Below are 16,571 nucleotides of genomic sequence, written 5' to 3' on the forward strand. Positions count from 1 at the left end.
ATCCCCTATTGAAAGATTAAATAGTCATCTTTGGGAACTACAAAACAATTTACTCATTACTCATTACTCATTACTCATTACTCATTACTCATTACTCATTACTCATTACTCATTACTCATTACTCATTACTCATTACTTATTACTCATTACTCATTACTCATTACTTATTACTTATTACTTATTACTCATGATGTATCTCACTTATTTCAAAAGTGCTGTATTTGGGGAAATGGGTAAGTTTAGGGTATTTCTGTTATCTGCCAAAGTTGTCCGGAAAAGTTGCCACATTTAGCCATTGTCAATTTATTGTTTTCTCCATCATTGATAATGTCTAAACACTTATTCGCACCTGTAAACATGGTTCGTAAACGCGAATAACCACGATTATCTGTCTTTTGAATACTCCAGTTTTGTCCGGAAAAGTTGCCACATTTAGCCATCGTCAATTTATTGTTTTCTCCATCATTGATAATGTCTAAACACTTATCTGCACCTGTAAACATAGTTCGTAAACGATAATAACCACGATTTTCAGTTCGTTCGATACTCCAGATTTGTCCAGAGAAATTACCACATTCAGCCATCGTCAATTTATTATTTTCACCATCATTGATAATGTCTAGACACTTATTCGCACCTGTAAACATGGTTCGTAAACGATTTTGTTGTACCTGAGCATTGACTTGTGTAGTTAGCAAACTCACTAAAATTACAGGTAAGAGAACGATTTTTTGCTGATATTTCATAAGATTTTGTACCTGGATATTCACATTTTTTAACAGATGAAAATTTATCTTAATAAACAAAAATATCGAGAACTTTCTTGTAGCCTCGATACCCTCATGATTTTAAGTTGTGCTATTTTACCATTCTTTTTAGCTAACACCTTATATCGAATAATACAAGGGGAATGAACGAGCATCCTTGGGTTTTACATATACTTTTTGTTGCGGTTCCAGGTGCAATTCATCAAATCGTTCCCGACTGAGGTGTGCGCTAACAACCTGTCCATCATCTAAGGTTAATTCCGCTTGAATTTCCCAACCTAAATGTATTAACCGACTCACCCGTGCAGGGACAGTGCTGCCATTGGGTGATGTCTCAATTATCACATCCTGAGGACGCAGGAACATTTCTGGATGGGCAGAATCAAAACCGTTGCTTTGAAAGATGCGGGAGGTACTTGGTAGGACATTCACGGGACCAATAAAGCTCATAACAAAGGCAGAAGCTGGATGGTCGTAAATTTCGGCTGGTGTTCCCACTTGTTCTACCCGCCCCTTATTCATCACCACAATTTCGTCGGATACTTCCATGGCTTCTTCTTGGTCATGGGTGACGAACACCGTAGTTACATGGACTTCATCATGTAGTCTTCGTAACCATGCTCTCAAATCTTTACGGACTTTGGCATCTAATGCTCCAAAGGGTTCGTCTAATAGTAAAACATTGGGTTTCACAGCTAGCGCTCTTGCGAGGGCAACTCTTTGTCTTTGTCCTCCGGAAAGTTGGGAAGGATAGCGATCGCCTAACCCTTGCAATTGGACTAACTCTAATAAATCTGATACTCGTTCGCGAATTTTTGCCTTGGTATTTTTGCGAATTTCCAGACCAAAGGCAATATTCTGGCGCACGGTCAAGTGCTTAAATAAAGCATAGTGCTGAAACACAAAACCAATATTTCTTTCCTGCACCGATTGGTGAGTGGCATCCTTACCTGTTAATAACATCCTCCCGGTATCAGGCATTTCTAAACCCGATATCAACCGTAATAAGGTAGACTTCCCAGAGCCAGAAGGTCCCAGCAGCGCTACCAGGGAACCGCTTTTAATTTCTAGATTGACGTTATCAACAGCTTGAAAATCGCCAAATCGCTTGGATACGTTTTCTACTACGATGCCCACTACCAGAACCTCTGCGCTTAATCTACGGTTTTTTGATGTAGTTAATGTATATTACATATACCATAGAAGTTGACTATAAATACTGAGAAGATGTAAAAATTAAAAACTACAGCTGCCGCAATCTAAAGTTCCACAATCTAAGATGCCGCAATCGAAGCCATTACAATCAGGCAGAATACAGTCGGAATGTACACAATCTGTAATATCTGCTGAGGTATTGAGACATTCACAGCTAGCATCTACACACGGGGTAGGTTGATTGCAATTTGGGCAATTATCAGCAAAATGGGTTTTGCGTGGTTTAGAAGTCATTTTTTGACCATCTGTTGGGACATTTTCGTCATCCTCTGGTTCTTCTTCTAGTTCTTCCCTTTGGGAGTGCAGAATCAAATTAGCTTGTTTGCAAGCATCAAACCGCGATCGCGCTTTTTCTAAGCCGATGGATATCCCATAATTGGCGATCGCCCTTTTGATATACTGAGAGCAGGACTCACCCCCATACAGTACCCTGTGGGCACAACTAAAACCCTTGTGGGGAGAAATAAATTTTTGATATCCGCTAATTGCAGTCACGGTGAAATTTCGACTCAGGGAATCAAAGGAATATGCTTGCATATATGGGTTTGGTAGTAATCAGTTCATGGATAACAACTTGCTTCACCCATAGAATTCCCCATATTCCTCCACGATTAACCAGTAATTTTTATCAAATCCTCATCTAGTCATTGTCCATACCACTGTGTTTTATTATTTGACAGGGCATAATTCGGTATGCTTTTCGTTTTTTGTATAAAATTAATGTGAGTTCGACGGTTCTAGCCAGCGATTAAAAATCGCCGGCTAATAGCTGAAGTCCTCTACAAGAGGACTGATAGCAAAGGATTCAATTTGTATTTCGAGTCCATTTTTAATGGACTTTGGATATGAGACGGGGATTTATAATCCCCGTTGGGACTCACGTTAAAATTAAAATAATTTTTTTTGATAAATTCATTCTGTAACTAGTATCCTAGGCAATGATACGGGCATTTGGGCGTATTCAAATTTTCTGGGAATTCTGTATTGAAAATTCTCTGTATTTTTTTTATTATATTTTTTAACTATTGTGAAGAAAATTCTGATTTTATCCGCCAACCCCAAAAATACAAACAAGCTGCGCTTAGATGAAGAAGTTAGGCAAATCCAATTAGGTTTGGAGCGTGCCAAGAAACGAGAGGAATTTGAAATTATTACTAAATGGGCTATATGTCCAGATGATTTGCGTCGTGCATTGCTCGATCATGAGCCAGAGATTGTCCATTTTTCTGGTCATGGAGGTGACGAGAACGGGTTAGCTTTAGAAGATAATACCGGAAACTTGCAGATGGTAAGTACGGAGTCCTTGGCAAGGCTGTTCAAATTATTTAAAAATAAAATAGAGTGTATACTATTAAACGCTTGTTATTCCGAGGAGCAAGCAAAAGCCATTTACGAACACATAGGTTGTGTCATTGGCATGAATCAAGCAATCGGCGATAACGCTGCCATAAAATTTGCAACTGGTTTTTATGATGCTTTAGGTGCGGGTAGAAGTTATGAAGAGGCTTTTGATTTTGGCTGTGTTGCCATTGATTTAGCAAGTATTCCGGAGTCACACAAACCTGTTTTAAAATTCAAAAATCAGACACAAAATCATAGCAATGGCTTAGATAGTCATCCAGAGCCAAATCATCCCCAGCCAAGCTCACCAATCAATATTAATTTACTTGAATACCCCCAAGGACAAGTTCCTTTAGATTCTCCTTTTTATATTGAACGTCCACCAATTGAGGTTGATTGCAATCAGGCTATTATCAGACATGGCTCCCTGATTCGGATTAAAGCACCGAGACAATTGGGTAAAACTTCTTTACTGAATCGGATTTTAGATTATGGAATTAGACAGGATTATCAGATAGTGTATCTTGACTTTCAGTTGATAGATACAGAATTGCTTGATAGTCTGGATAAATTTTTACAATGGTTTTGTCGGAGTATTAGCGAAGAGTTGAATTTGCCAGATAAAGTCAACCAATTCTGGGATGATATTACTGCCAGTAAAAGTAAATGTACTAATTACTTGCAAAAGTATTTGTTAGCAGAATCTAAAACTCCCATCATTTTGGGTTTAGATGAAGTTGATGAAATATTTAAACATCCTACCATCGCAGCTGATTTTTTTGGAATGTTACGGGCTTGGCATGAGCGCAGCAAAAATAATGCTGTTTGGCAAAAACTCAGGTTAGTGATTGTTCATTCTCAAGAAGTTTATATTCCTTTAAATATTAACCAGTCACCTTTTAATGTTGGTTTACCGATAGAATTACCAGAATTAAATACCACACAGTTGGAGGATTTAATTAAACGTCATGGTTTGTCTGGGGATAAGTCACTCTTGCAAGAGTTGATACATTTATTGGGAGGACATCCCTATTTGTTACGGGTTGCACTATACGAAATAGCCCGCGATCGCATAACCTTAGATCAGTTAAAAATCATTGCTCCAACTGAGGCTGGTCCTTACAATGAACATTTACGCCGTCATTTGTTGAATTTGCAGGAACACCCGGAACTACAAGCGGCAATGCTGAAGGTGATAGCCTCAAAAACACCGGTGGTGATTGGTAGTAGTGAAGCTTTCAAATTACGGAGTATGGGTTTAGTTAGGTTTCAAGGGAATGCGGTGGAACCGTTGTGTAATTTGTATCGGCTGTATTTTGGCGATCGCTTGGAGGCTTAGATGAGTTCCACCCCTGGTAATGGCTATGAATACTGGGTTGGGGGCAATTTACCCCTAGATGCTCCTACCTACGTGCAACGGGAAGCTGATGAAATTTTTTACCAGAGCCTGAAAAATGGTGAATTCTGTTATGTCCTCAACTCTCGGCAAATGGGTAAGTCTAGCTTGCGGGTGCAAGTTATGCACAGGCTGGAAGGTGAGGGTTTTGCCTGTGTGGCAGTGGATATTACTGGTATTATCAGCGCAGATATGACCCCGGTGGAGTGGTATGCGGGGATTATTGATTATTTAGTGGGGTGCTTTAACCTTGACAGTGATTTTGATTTAAGCAGTTGGTGGCGGGAAAATGATTTACTATCGCCAGTGCAGCATTTTAGTAAGTTTATTGAAACTGTGCTGTTAGAGCGAGTTCAGCAGAATATTATTATTTTTATCGACGAAATTGATAGTATTCTCAGCTTGAGTTTTAACTTAGATGACTTTTTTGCTGTCATCCGCGACTGTTATAACCGTCGTGCATCCCAAAGCGCTTACTATCGGTTGACTTTTGCTTTAATTGGGGTATCCACACCTTCAGATTTAATTCAAGATAAGCGACGCACACCGTTTAATATTGGTAGGGCGATTGATTTAACTGGGTTTCAATTGTCGGAAACGGCACCTTTGGCGCAGGGTTTAGGGAGGTTAGGTAATCCCCAGGAGTTGATGCAAGGGGTTCTGGATTGGACGGGAGGACAACCGTTTTTAACTCAGAGGGTTTGTCGGTTGTTGAGTAGAGAAGCGGGGGGAGAGGGGGAGAATCCTGCGGATTTTGTGGGGGAATTGGTGCGAAGGCGGATTATTGATAATTGGGAAGCACAGGATGAACAGGTACATCTCAAAACTATTAGAGATAGAATTTTACTGAGTTTTGAGAAGGGAACAGGGCGTTTATTGGGTTTGTATCAGCAGATTTTGGCATCAAATCAAGAGGGAATAATTGCCAATGACAGTACAGAACAAACCCAACTGCGGTTAACAGGTTTGGTGGTGAAAAGGGATGGGAAGTTAAAAATATATAACCGCATTTATGAGTCAGTTTTTAACTTAGCTTGGGTAGAGCAAGAGTTAGCTAAACTCCGTCCTTATAGTGATGCTTTTGATGCGTGGATGGCTTCTGAACGGCAAGATGAATCGCGGTTGTTGCGGGGACAAGCCTTAGCGGATGCCTTGGTTTGGGCGAGTGATAAGGGTTTGAGCGATGAGGATAATCGCTTTTTAATGGCAAGTCAGGAGTTAGATAAGCGAGAAGTTACCATCGCTTTGGATGCGGAAAGGCAAGCGAAAGAGATTTTAGCTGCGGCACAGGCAAAAGCAGAGTTAGCTTTAGAGGAGGAGAGACAGGCAAATCAGCGTTTGACGGAAGCGCGGGAACAAGCAGAATTGGCTTTAGGTGAAGTGAGACAGGCAAATCAAAGCTTGGAAACGGCACAGCGTCAAACCCGGCGACAGGTGCGTTTGGGGACGGGCATATTAATTATGTCTGTTGTGGGAGCTGGTGTTGCTTCTGTGATTGCTAGTAAGGCGATACAAGAGGAAGGTGTAGCAACTGCAAAATTAAATCAAGCCCAACAAACATTATCGGATGTCACTAGCCAAAAAACCCAAGCAGAGACAGCTAGACAAAAAGCATTAGCCGCAGAGAAACAAGCGGTAAGTAAAGCCCAAACCGCCGATACTAATCTCAAACGGGCAACCCAGGAAGTAACCAAGAGAAACCAACAATTGCAACAAGCGACTTTGAATTTAAAGACTGCGGAGGAAAAAGCCCAAAAAGCCCAGGGAGATAGACAACAAGCACAACGGGATTTACAACAAGCGCGAACAGAGGTGAATGCAGCCAAAATAGCCCGTCAAACTGCATTAGCTGGATTACAACAGGCGAGGGAACAACAAAAGCAGGCACAACAGCAAGTTAAAATAGCGCGGGAGGAGCGGGAAAAAGCAGAAATCGCCCGAAAAAATGCTGTCAATCAGCAACAACAGGCACAACGGCAACTGCAAACAGCCAAGACAGCCCGCCAACAAGCAGAAACAGAGCGCCAAAATGCCTTGACTGGAACGAGACTGGAAAGGGATGGAGTCTATATAGTACGGCAGTTTTCAACGGGAGAGGAAATAGCTAGTTTGCAATTGGCAATGCAGACTGGGCGGGAATTGCAAAGCTTAGTCAAGGGGAAACAATCTTTAGCTGATTACCCAGCTTATAGCCCAGTGTTTAGTTTGCAGGAAATATTATTAAATATCCGGGAACGCAATCAGTTACAGGGGCATCAAAATTCTGTCATCAGCGTCGCCTTGAGTCCCGACGGCAAAACCTTAGCTTCTGGTAGTGAGGACAAGACGGTAAAATTGTGGAATCTGACCACGGGAAAAGAAATTGCCTCCCTGACTGGGCATCAAAGTACTCTCATCAGCGTCGCCTTTAGTCCCGACGGCAAAACCTTAGCTTCTGGTAGTTTGGACAAGACGGTAAAATTGTGGAATTTAGATTTAGATGATTTACTCAGCCGGGGGTGCAAGTACTTGGCAGATTATTTTGTGACTTATCCCGACAAGAAAAAGGGTTTGTGTCCGTGACTGTGCCTTCAGCACGCAGCATTTCGGCTCCTTTCGGCTCCGCTCAAGGCAAGTCGCTCAGTGTCCGGAGCAAGGGGAAAAATAGAAGAACCCCTCCCCAGCCCTCCCCGATTTCGGGGCTACGGTGTACACACAAGTCTTAAAATTCCTCCTAGCACTTGGTTTCGTCATTTAGATTTAGGTTGTGCGATCGCTCTGGAAGCCTGTCATTGCGAGGAGGAACGACGTTCGCGCAGCGTGTCGCTTTGCGACTCAGCAATCGCAAAAACCACGGGATTATGTGATTACTTCGCTCCGCTATCGCTGCGCTCGTAATGACAATTTAAGGGGTCTATAACGCCTGAAACCCTTACAGCTACCACTTGTGTGTACACCGTAGCGATTTCGGAGAGGGTGCCCGATAGGGCGGGTGGGGTATCTGTCGTAAACATTGGACGGGAACAACCCGCCCTCCAAACTCAATATTTAGTAGAAACTAAGTAAGTCGATGAAAATAAACCCAACTGTGTAACAGAATGTAAAATTGACAAAACCGTTGCGGTTGCTTCATTTCACTGAGTCGAAAAGCGACACGCTACGCGAACGTTTCATTCGCAATGACATACATTGAAATTTTCACACCGACCTACTTATTCCCACTTATCCCAATCTGAATTAAAAATTGAGGTATCAGGGAAAGCCGTGGGATTACCACTTTTATCCAGCAATGTTTTTAACTCAATCAATTGTGGTTCTACCTTGGGTAAATCATCAACTAATTCATAGGGAGCAATATCCTTTTTCAAAGCAAAGGCAGCTGTCACCCCCGCAGCAGCACCAGCAGACCATTCAAAGGAATGGACACGGTAAGCAGCAGCAGCAATATGGCTTGTGGCAATACTTTTACCACCAACAATTAAGTTATCGATTTTCTGAGGAATCATTGCCCGTAAAGCGATAGGGAAAGGGTAGGACTTACCAGCACCCCGTCTTTCTCCCTCCCGTTCTGTATTTCCTGGTGCTTCTGGAGGACTTTTTGTCATACAGGGATGGAAGTCGATGGCGTAATAACCAATACCGACGGAATCAGGGAAAATAGTGGAACGGCTGCGTTTAGCTACATCCTCTGGGCGTTTCTTGCCGGTGAGGACAGAGACAGCTTCTAACCCTGCGAGAGTAGCTCTGAGGGCACGATATTCACTAGGGGAGAGATTTTTCTTGTAGAATTCATCGTTATAGTCGCGGCGAGAAATATCTACTTCCCAGATAGTAAAACCTTGGGGATGGGCATAATTCGGTCGTCCAATAATGCGTCTGCCTTCCCGCATATAGGGGTACTTGGATAGTCCGTGGGCGGTTCCCATGGGAGAATTATAACCGGAGAGAAAACGGTGATTTGGTTCTGGTTGCTTAACTCCCTTACCGAGTTGGGAATCAGTAGTCCCTGCGACTAGCCAATAGTAATAACCGAGGGATATTTCTTCACCTTTACGCAGAGCATCTGGGCGCAATCCACCCATCCAGCTACCGGGTTTTAATTGTCCTGTGCTTTGTAGCTGTTCACGGGAATAGATTAAATTATCTTTGGATGTGCCAGGACGGTAATCGTTACCCCAAGTCCAGTTTTGCATGGAGATATCACCGGGCATGGGGGTAGTAAATCTGACACCGCCAAAGGTTTTTGGTTCTCCGGGGGCAGCGCTCCAGATGCGACGGTAGGTAAAGACTAAATCAAAATCTGCCAGTCTTTTTAGTTCGTAGCTGTAGTAGGGGGAGTACTGGAGATAAAAAGGTGGCATGGTTTGCGGTTGGGGTTTCTCCGTCGCTTCCATGGCAAAGGTATAGGTGAACCCCTGGGGACAGTAGGGGTCATTGGTTCGGCTGGATGAGGAGGGTTCTAGGTAGGAACGAGCATCAATACCCAGACGGTAGGGAACATCCGCTAAACCGACAATTTCCCCGGTTTCACTGGCATCGACTACGTACCAAGTGGGGGATTTTTTCTGTTTGGTGGATTTGGCAGAAAATTGGATGATGGTTTTGGTGAAGCGGCGGGAATTTTGGTAAGTATAGGCATCGGTAATGGTTTGGGAGAGGGGAAAAGTATTGAGGGGTGGGGAACCGGGTGCGGGTTGGTGTTGGATGGCGATCGCTCTCTGAATAATTTTTCCGTCACCACTAATTTGCAAGTCTTTAATTACAGTATTGGGAAACCACTGCAACTTTCCCTTGCCCTTTTTCTCAGCATCTTTGAGGATGGAGCTTAAAATATCATGTCCATCTTTAGGTAAAAAACATGACTCACTCACCCAGCATTTTCCGGGGTTAAGTTCCTTGTATTTTTTTTCGATGCGTTGGCGGATTTCTAGGTAGCCACGGGAGTAAAATAATTTATCACGCTGGGTTTTGCGTTCATCTAAGGCAGAGGTTCCCTGGGAAGAAATTTGTCCTCCTAACCAGTCGGTAATTTCCGTCAAACAAACGGTTTTCCCTGCAAGTAAACCCTCATAGGCAGTTGCTGCTCCGGAAAGTCCCCCACCCACCACGAGAATATCGCAATTAACACTTTTATCTGGGTTCCTCGGCGGTGTGGCAATGACTGCGTAGGGTGCAAAAAAACTACACAGTAAGCTCAAACTAACTATAGATGTCCCTGAATTTAATTTCACTAGATGTTGCATATATTGCTATGATTCCGTTCAACTCCTAGGTCAAATTAAATCAGGTGTTTTGCCACTTTGTGTAAAAATCACATATTTTCTAGTAAACGATCGCCATTTTCAAAAGACAGCTTCAAAAGACAGCGATCGCTACTTTGTCTGAAAACCCTGGTATTCTAAAAACCAGAACCTACTTGATGTTGGTGAACATTCACCGGATTTTGCCCGTTATGGATATTAATCAACCCAGGATTGAAGTCTCTACGGGGGGGAGGGGGTCCTTTGGGTCCCTTGGGTTTGACTCCATTAGCACCTGGGGATTCATTTTTGCCACCACCATTACTTATTTCCAGAGTTGGAATATCCAGATGGGGATTGATTTTTGTTGGTTGAACTATAGAATTATCATTGACGAGTTGGGGTTTGGCAAAGCTAGGAGATGCACCGAGTAACATCGCAGGTAGGGCGATCGCCACAATTAAAATTGGCTTTTTCATAATCTATCTCCTATTTGCATAGCAGCTCCTTACAGAAGCATAATTATCTACACCCTCACTTCTGTAAATTCCGCCAGTTTTACAAATTCTGTGCAACTATGTTCAATTCCCAGAGCATACCCATCTCCAGGGAAAAATCCCACAATTCCTATTTCACCTTCGCCCTTTCCCATACCTTATAGTTATTAATACTAATGAAAATTGTATTTTTTGGTACTCCCAACTTTGCCGTTCCCACCCTGGAAAAACTCCTCAATCACCCAGACATGGAAGTGTTAGCGGTGGTGACTCAACCAGATAAACGTCGTGGTAGGGGTAATCAACTCATCCCTTCTCCTGTCAAAACCATGGGGATGAATCACAATTTACCCATATTCCAACCAGAGCGAATAAAAAAAGACTCGGAAACTCTCACCCAATTGCGCGAATTGGCTGCTGATGTGTTTGTGGTGGTTGCCTATGGGCAAATTCTCTCCCCAGAAATTTTGGAGATGCCGAAATTAGGTTGCATTAATGTTCACGGTTCGATTTTGCCCCAGTACCGAGGAGCTGCACCGATTCAGTGGTGCATCTATAACGGTGAAGCAGAAACGGGGATTACCACCATGCTCATGGATGCAGGTATGGATACGGGGGCGATGTTACTCAAAGCTACCACACCCATTTTACTCCTAGATAATGCCCAGGATTTAGGGGTTAAACTTTCTATTCTAGGGGCAGATTTATTAATAGAAACCTTAGAAAAATTAGCCCAGCAGGAGATTCAACCCATACCCCAAGATAATCAATTCGCAACCTATGCACCATTAATCAAAAAAGCCGATTATCTATTAGATTGGTCACGTAGTGCTATAGCTTTACACAATCAAATTCGCGGTTTTTTCCCTAACTGTTCTACCACCTTTCGTACAGAAACTCTGAAAATTACCCAGACTTTACCCCTAGGAACTGATATTCCTGGAGAATTACCAGCAGAGTATCAAGAAATTCTCCCAAAAATCCCAGATTTAGGCAATATTTCGGCACAACCCGGTGAAATAGTCAGTCTTGTCAAAGGAATTGGGGCGATCGCCCAAACGGGAACAGGTTTCTTACTGCTGCGAGAAGTACAACTCGCAGGGAAACGTCCCCAGTCAGGATGGGATTTTGTCAACGGTTCTCGTCTCACCCTAGGTGAAGTTCTGGGAACTTAGATGAGGATTAATCACCAAAATGTCTGCATTTTAACAAAATGGGGGGGGTTAATTCCCCTGCTTCTACAAGCATCATGATTGTTTGAATCTTGCCACCTTGTCTGAGTGAAAGACTCACAACTCTGACAAAGTTTTTGTTTATCAGTCTATACAATCGAGTGAGTTTATCATGTATAATGGAGTGATAGAGAGAATTTTTTCGTTTATGTGAATGTTTTTTCTAAAACAAACGCCTCTCCGAATCTAAATCTCTACATACACTATTGGATTCTGGAGATTCCTATGTCAATTTATATAGGGAATCTTTCTGAAGAGATTCGGGAAGATATCTTGAAAAAGATGTTTTCCAAGTACGGCAAAGTGACAAAAATTCGCATCCCTACCGATAGGGAAACGGGAGAAAGTCGAGGAATTGCTTTTGTAGATATGGGTACAGAAGCAGAAGAATCTAAAGCAATCAAGGCACTTTTAGGCTCTAAATATATGGGTCAAAAATTGCGAATTAATAAAGCAATGACGAATGTAGAGCGAACAACCATCGCTTAGTTTGTCACGGGTTTATTGTCGTAAACAAATACAGCAGATTCAGAAAAAGTGGTAATTCTATGTCAACACTAATTTATAAGCAAACAGGAAAATATCTTCCTCCCAATATATTGATTCTCGGAATAGCATTTCCTCCTGGAGAAAATGAAATTAGTAGTGAGCAGCTAGTAGAAATCCGGCAAATCATCAAAAGCGATCGCATGCTGAAGCACTATTTCGATCAGAAGATTCTCAGCATCCGGGAATGAATTCCTACAAGGTGATGCATTCATCTTGTTGTATTCAACCACATAGGAAAGGAATCTGCTCAGTCAAGTGGGATTCTGGATAAGAAGCGTGAGGATATCCGCGTTTATCAATAAATACTGAAAACTTGCCTTAAAGTTCATCATGGTGTATTGTTTTTCTCCACCACAGCATACCCATGATGTAGTTTTTGCTGTCTCTCAAATAATCAAATTACTATTATTATCGCTACGGTTCTATTCCTTCATCAATCCAGACATCAATTGCAGTTTTTACCTCAGATTCAGTCACCGCAGACCATTCTTTTTCGTTAATAGTTGTTTTAAATACTGCTCGCTTCCCATGTCCAACTCTTTCTATGGCGTGTCCACGATATAGATGGTTTTTCGGTTTAATCATGTTTATCTAATCATATAGGTTATATGTTAATTGTAACAATATCTAATTTTTTGTGTTTATCCTTAGGGAAATATTAGTCAACCAAGAAAACTTTGACTAGGAATTAATCTTACTACTCATTACCCATTCCTCATTACTCATTACCCATTACCCATTACTCATTACTCCCTATTCAAGTATTAGTCAGGTAAAAATAAGGTAAAAATACTACCTTCCCCTGGAGTTGATTCCACGGTGACATCTCCTCCATGTAATCGAGCTAATTTGCGCGTGAGAGCTAAACCTAAACCTGTACCTTCATACTGACGATTGAGACGACTGTCTAATTGTTTAAAGGGTTCAAATAAATCTGAGAAATGATTAGAGTCAATACCAATACCTGTATCTGAAACAATGAAAGATATCCCCTGGGATACCTTTTTCACCATCAAAGACACTTTCCCTTTTGTTGTAAATTTAACTGCATTACTCAGTAAATTTAACAGCATTTGTTTGACTCGACGCTCATCCCCAATGCAAACATCCACTTGGTGGTGAATGTCAACTTGCAATTCTAATCCCTTTTGTTGAGCGCGATCGCCTACAGTCGAAATCACATAATTACACAGTTCATACACTGGAATCGGTGATAAAAAGAGTTCCTCTTTACCAGCTTCCACCTTCGACAAATCTAAAATATCGTTAATTAAGGCTAGTAAATGTTCACCGCTCGTGTAGATGCAGTTTATATATTCGGCGTTGCTGATTCAGGGGATGATTTTGCTGATTTTTGGACGAAATAATAATACTTTCAGCCTCTAGTTCATCCCGCATTTATGCAACGCCATATATTCCTTCTGTTTGTCATTCAGGTTACCGACAATTTCCTGTTGTAATAGTTGTGACAGTCCCATGATCGCATTTAGGGGTGTACGCAATTCATGGCTCATTGTTGCTAAAAATTCGCTTTTAGTTCGGCTACCAGCTTCTGCTGCTTCTTTGCTCTGATGCAGTTGCAATTCTGTTTCCTTCCGTGCAGTAATATCTTCTACCATGGCAAGAAAATATTTTGGCTTGCCATTAGTTTGTTGAATCAGTGAAATTTTCAAATTTGTCCATAGACAATGTCCATCCTGATGGTAAAACCGTCTTTCCATTTCCAGGCGATCGCATACCCCTGTGACTAATTGCTTATATAGTCCGATATCTCCTGGTTGTTTGACAATAAAATCGCTAAAGCGCCTACCACGTAACTCTTCCCGATTGTATCCTAGCATCTTACACAAAGCAGGATTAATATCAGCAATTTTGGCTTTCATATCCACTAAACCAATTCCCATGGAAGCATATTCAAAAATAGCTCGAAATTTGGCTTCACCATGGGGCAAACCGTCATGATTGCCAGTAGAATCTTGATTTCCCAAAGCTAGACTAATTAAATGATAATCATTCACTTCGTGGGTTTGAAAAATTCGCATTGATAGCCTCTAGTACTAACTAAATATAATGGCAACCAAAATTGATGTATGGGAATGATAATTTTACGCCTCCCAAAAAAGGAGTTAACTGGGTAACATTTGCAATTTCCTGACTTTCCTACCTCCACAACTCAAATTAAATGACGACAGAATAGAATTTCATCTCGCTAGAGACTAGGTATTAAATAAATATTTTCCTACTAGAAACGTTAAATAACGGAAAAATTCTTCGCTTTTTTATTTTCTTTAAATAAATAAAATATTAGCTTTATTAAAAAGAGTGAGCCTGTTAAATTCTCACTGCAATTATACTAGTTGTCAATATATTAGTTTATACTAATTTTACAAATGCCATCCATGTTTTTCCGGATAAATGCTTGTAACTTTTAGACATGAGTAATCAATAGATATCTTAAAAAAACTTAAAATGTTCCAGGGGCGATCGCCTGTCTCCCTTGGGTATCCCTGGGCTCTAAACTACTGCCAGTCAATCCCTATTTATCAACAACTTTACTGCTTTATCCCCCAACATTAAATCAATTGATATAGTACTATTGTACCATAATTAAAATACATTCAGTAATTGCAAAACTTTCTTATAAGAGCTGCAATAAATTGATGGATAAATTAAAGCTGGCAGTGCCAGAAAAAATCATGGAAACGCTGCCAGCCACTAAAGTTATGTCAAAAATCAAAAATATTGTCGTTAATTAGCCAAATTTGATATTAATCACGACCATTCAAAGCAATCAACAACCGCAGGATAAAGATAAACAAATTGATGTAGGTGAGGTACATCGATAAAGCTGCGGGGAGGTACTGATCGTTGCGGTAGGTACGAGGGAGGATATAAAAATCCACCACAGCGCTACCAACAAACAGAAAGACTCCAATCCCAGAAATGGCAATCTCTAACCAAGTGGGTGTGTAGACACCGAAGATAGCAAAGAGAAACTGTGCCAGACAAACGACAACTAGGGCAATAATTCCCAGACTGACAGTTTTAGATAAAGCCATCCCATCAGACTCAGACAGATTAGAGCCAATTTGTCGAGCAAAGATAAAAGTTACACCACAACCCAAAGCGGCAAAACCGATACCAGAAATACCCACACCTGGGGTTTTCAGGGCAAGATAAACCAAGCCACTGAGAGTATAACCAGATAATAGACTGTAGGTTGCCAGTAGGGGGAGGGCGATCGCCTTATTACCCTTTTCCGCAGCATTTTGAGCCACAAAAAATAGAATGAGTTCTAGGATGACTGCACCGATGAAGGTAGGAAAGAATAGTCCGGGTTGGGTGCGGATAACTCCTAAACCACCATAGGTTCCCAAAGCAGTTAGTACTAATCCACCACCAACAAAAGGAAGTGCTTTCGCAATCACATTTGGTCCCACAAGAGCTTGGGTACGTGCGTCCCGAATCGCTTCCCGGAAGTTACTAGTATTGCTCATATTTTCAGGTTGATGTTTAACAGGGATATTCCTACTTCTATTTTGGCTCATTTTTCTCTATGGCAGAGTCACCACTATGATCAGCGTCAAGGGGGATAGGAATGTCCGGTATTTTTGCATACCCCCGGAATAGCTGAGAAATATAAATTATTACCAACCTGCTTCTGGAGAATTTATGGGTCTGACAACAAAATTAACTGTGGGACTATTGACTTTTGGGACATTGGTGACTGGAGTATTACCCGCGATCGCCCTTCCTGGAACTGTGACAACTAGAAGCAATCTGCGAGCTGAACCATCTTTAGCAGCACCTGTCTACGAAATTTTGCCCCAGGGGGGTGATTTTGATGTGATTAACATTACCGTAGGTAGCGATGGTAATTACTGGTATTACGTGCAACCTAGGGTCGAAGGGACGCAAACTGGTTGGATACGCAGTGATTTAGCTCGATTAAGGCTGGATAAAAAGCCCTATGCCATGGTAACGGGTAAGCGGGGAATTAAAACTAATGTGCGATCGTCTCCCAAGTTAAACAGTAAAGTTTTATACGCTGCCATGTCCGGTGATGTCGTGACTCTGGAAAGTGCCCCTCAACAGGTAGGACAGTATCCTTGGTATTATGTCAGGTTTACCAATGGGGTTCGTGGTTGGGTACGAGGCGACCAACTATCTTTCTGGCAACGGGGATGTATTATCAGCTGTCCTGAGTACTAACTAATCAAGCTCGGCGATCGCCCTACGATGTATTACAATTAACAATATATTTTATACTTAGAAAATTGCGTACCTCCTCAAGGACAAAGAAGTATAAATCAAAAGCATCTACCATCATTGGCAATTGAAACTGTATTGACCT

The 16,571-nt window shown here is 41.6% G+C and carries 15 protein-coding genes and 1 pseudogene; 7 read left to right on the top strand and 9 right to left on the bottom strand.

Going from position 1 to position 16,571, the window contains the following annotated elements; genetic code table 11:
- Window positions 1–240: 240 nt before the first annotated feature.
- The 3 genes from IJ00_RS06060 to yidD all read right to left on the bottom strand — a co-directional run bounded on the left by IJ00_RS06060 (window position 241) and on the right by yidD (window position 2,520).
- Window positions 241–747, bottom strand: a complete 507-nt coding sequence (locus IJ00_RS06060) for an RICIN domain-containing protein (RefSeq protein ID WP_035151002.1) — start codon at window positions 745–747, stop codon at window positions 241–243.
- A gap of 141 nt (window positions 748–888) precedes the next feature.
- On the bottom strand, window positions 889–1,905 hold the full coding sequence (locus IJ00_RS06065) for a sulfate/molybdate ABC transporter ATP-binding protein (RefSeq protein WP_035151005.1): 1,017 nt from the start codon (window positions 1,903–1,905) through the stop codon (window positions 889–891).
- A gap of 99 nt (window positions 1,906–2,004) precedes the next feature.
- Window positions 2,005–2,520: a membrane protein insertion efficiency factor YidD gene (yidD, locus tag IJ00_RS06070; RefSeq protein ID WP_035151008.1), complete on the bottom strand. Its 516-nt coding sequence runs from the start codon at window positions 2,518–2,520 to the stop codon at window positions 2,005–2,007.
- Between the two features lie 490 nt (window positions 2,521–3,010).
- On the opposite strand from yidD, the gene IJ00_RS06075 reads away from it, so the two are divergent.
- The 3 genes from IJ00_RS06075 to IJ00_RS28165 are packed head-to-tail and all read left to right on the top strand — an operon-like array spanning window position 3,011 to window position 7,597.
- Window positions 3,011–4,663 carry an AAA-like domain-containing protein gene (locus IJ00_RS06075; protein ID WP_035151011.1) on the top strand — a complete coding sequence of 551 codons (1,653 nt, stop codon included), beginning with the start codon at window positions 3,011–3,013 and terminating at the stop codon, window positions 4,661–4,663.
- A complete protein-coding gene (locus IJ00_RS06080; protein WP_052754400.1) occupies window positions 4,664–7,282 on the top strand; it encodes an AAA-like domain-containing protein in 2,619 nt (872 codons plus the stop codon).
- Window positions 7,283–7,342: 60 nt separating this feature from the next.
- The gene (locus IJ00_RS28165; RefSeq protein WP_144415990.1) at window positions 7,343–7,597 is read left to right on the top strand and encodes a hypothetical protein; all 255 of its coding nucleotides are present in this window, start codon (window positions 7,343–7,345) and stop codon (window positions 7,595–7,597) included.
- 314 nt (window positions 7,598–7,911) lie between these two features.
- On the opposite strand, the gene IJ00_RS06085 is transcribed toward IJ00_RS28165, so the two are convergent.
- The 3 genes from IJ00_RS06085 to IJ00_RS29870 form a co-directional block, all read right to left on the bottom strand.
- On the bottom strand, window positions 7,912–9,942 hold the full coding sequence (locus IJ00_RS06085; protein ID WP_035151014.1) for an FAD-dependent oxidoreductase: 2,031 nt from the start codon (window positions 9,940–9,942) through the stop codon (window positions 7,912–7,914).
- A gap of 155 nt (window positions 9,943–10,097) precedes the next feature.
- Entirely contained in the window at window positions 10,098–10,418 is a 321-nt protein-coding gene (locus IJ00_RS06090; RefSeq protein WP_035151017.1) for a hypothetical protein, read from the bottom strand.
- A 47-nt stretch (window positions 10,419–10,465) separates the two neighbouring features.
- Window positions 10,466–10,591 carry a hypothetical protein gene (locus IJ00_RS29870; protein ID WP_256388846.1) on the bottom strand — a complete coding sequence of 42 codons (126 nt, stop codon included), beginning with the start codon at window positions 10,589–10,591 and terminating at the stop codon, window positions 10,466–10,468.
- Window positions 10,592–10,612: 21 nt separating this feature from the next.
- Between IJ00_RS29870 and fmt the strand changes: the two genes are divergently transcribed.
- From fmt to IJ00_RS06105, 3 genes are all read left to right on the top strand, one after another.
- Window positions 10,613–11,611: a methionyl-tRNA formyltransferase gene (gene fmt / locus IJ00_RS06095; RefSeq protein ID WP_035151019.1), complete on the top strand. Its 999-nt coding sequence runs from the start codon at window positions 10,613–10,615 to the stop codon at window positions 11,609–11,611.
- A gap of 207 nt (window positions 11,612–11,818) precedes the next feature.
- On the top strand, window positions 11,819–12,157 hold the full coding sequence (locus IJ00_RS06100) for a type I-E CRISPR-associated endoribonuclease Cas2 (RefSeq protein WP_144415991.1): 339 nt from the start codon (window positions 11,819–11,821) through the stop codon (window positions 12,155–12,157).
- Between the two features lie 59 nt (window positions 12,158–12,216).
- A complete protein-coding gene (locus IJ00_RS06105) occupies window positions 12,217–12,405 on the top strand; it encodes a hypothetical protein (protein ID WP_035151024.1) in 189 nt (62 codons plus the stop codon).
- A gap of 226 nt (window positions 12,406–12,631) precedes the next feature.
- Here the strand turns inward: IJ00_RS06105 and IJ00_RS28785 are convergent, their stop codons facing one another.
- The 3 genes and pseudogenes from IJ00_RS28785 to IJ00_RS06115 all read right to left on the bottom strand — a co-directional run bounded on the left by IJ00_RS28785 (window position 12,632) and on the right by IJ00_RS06115 (window position 15,714).
- A complete protein-coding gene (locus IJ00_RS28785) occupies window positions 12,632–12,802 on the bottom strand; it encodes a hypothetical protein (protein ID WP_168163430.1) in 171 nt (56 codons plus the stop codon).
- A 179-nt stretch (window positions 12,803–12,981) separates the two neighbouring features.
- Window positions 12,982–14,217 (bottom strand): annotated as a pseudogene (locus IJ00_RS27560) (ATP-binding protein); the annotation flags it as partial.
- A 768-nt stretch (window positions 14,218–14,985) separates the two neighbouring features.
- Complete coding sequence (locus IJ00_RS06115; RefSeq protein WP_035151026.1) at window positions 14,986–15,714, bottom strand: Bax inhibitor-1 family protein; 729 nt, start codon at window positions 15,712–15,714, stop codon at window positions 14,986–14,988.
- Between the two features lie 175 nt (window positions 15,715–15,889).
- On the opposite strand from IJ00_RS06115, the gene IJ00_RS26990 reads away from it, so the two are divergent.
- Complete coding sequence (locus IJ00_RS26990; protein ID WP_035151027.1) at window positions 15,890–16,429, top strand: SH3 domain-containing protein; 540 nt, start codon at window positions 15,890–15,892, stop codon at window positions 16,427–16,429.
- Window positions 16,430–16,571 lie beyond the last annotated feature (142 nt).

Origin of the sequence: Calothrix sp. 336/3 (genome assembly GCF_000734895.2) — a bacterium.
Taxonomy (GTDB): domain Bacteria; phylum Cyanobacteriota; class Cyanobacteriia; order Cyanobacteriales; family Nostocaceae; genus 336-3.

Excerpts from the sequence above, each read along its gene's own strand:
- IJ00_RS06105 (WP_035151024.1), top strand. The coding sequence starts at position 12,217 with ATGTCAACACTAATTTATAAGCAAACAGGAAAATATCTTCCTCCCAAT.
- IJ00_RS28785 (WP_168163430.1), bottom strand. The coding sequence starts at position 12,802 with ATGATTAAACCGAAAAACCATCTATATCGTGGACACGCCATAGAAAGA.
- IJ00_RS06090 (WP_035151017.1), bottom strand. The coding sequence starts at position 10,418 with ATGAAAAAGCCAATTTTAATTGTGGCGATCGCCCTACCTGCGATGTTA.
- IJ00_RS06085 (WP_035151014.1), bottom strand. The coding sequence starts at position 9,942 with ATGCAACATCTAGTGAAATTAAATTCAGGGACATCTATAGTTAGTTTG.
- IJ00_RS06080 (WP_052754400.1), top strand. The coding sequence starts at position 4,664 with ATGAGTTCCACCCCTGGTAATGGCTATGAATACTGGGTTGGGGGCAAT.
- fmt (WP_035151019.1), top strand. The coding sequence starts at position 10,613 with ATGAAAATTGTATTTTTTGGTACTCCCAACTTTGCCGTTCCCACCCTG.
- yidD (WP_035151008.1), bottom strand. The coding sequence starts at position 2,520 with ATGCAAGCATATTCCTTTGATTCCCTGAGTCGAAATTTCACCGTGACT.
- IJ00_RS06115 (WP_035151026.1), bottom strand. The coding sequence starts at position 15,714 with ATGAGCAATACTAGTAACTTCCGGGAAGCGATTCGGGACGCACGTACC.
- IJ00_RS26990 (WP_035151027.1), top strand. The coding sequence starts at position 15,890 with ATGGGTCTGACAACAAAATTAACTGTGGGACTATTGACTTTTGGGACA.
- IJ00_RS29870 (WP_256388846.1), bottom strand. The coding sequence starts at position 10,591 with ATGGGAAAGGGCGAAGGTGAAATAGGAATTGTGGGATTTTTCCCTGGA.
- IJ00_RS06060 (WP_035151002.1), bottom strand. The coding sequence starts at position 747 with ATGAAATATCAGCAAAAAATCGTTCTCTTACCTGTAATTTTAGTGAGT.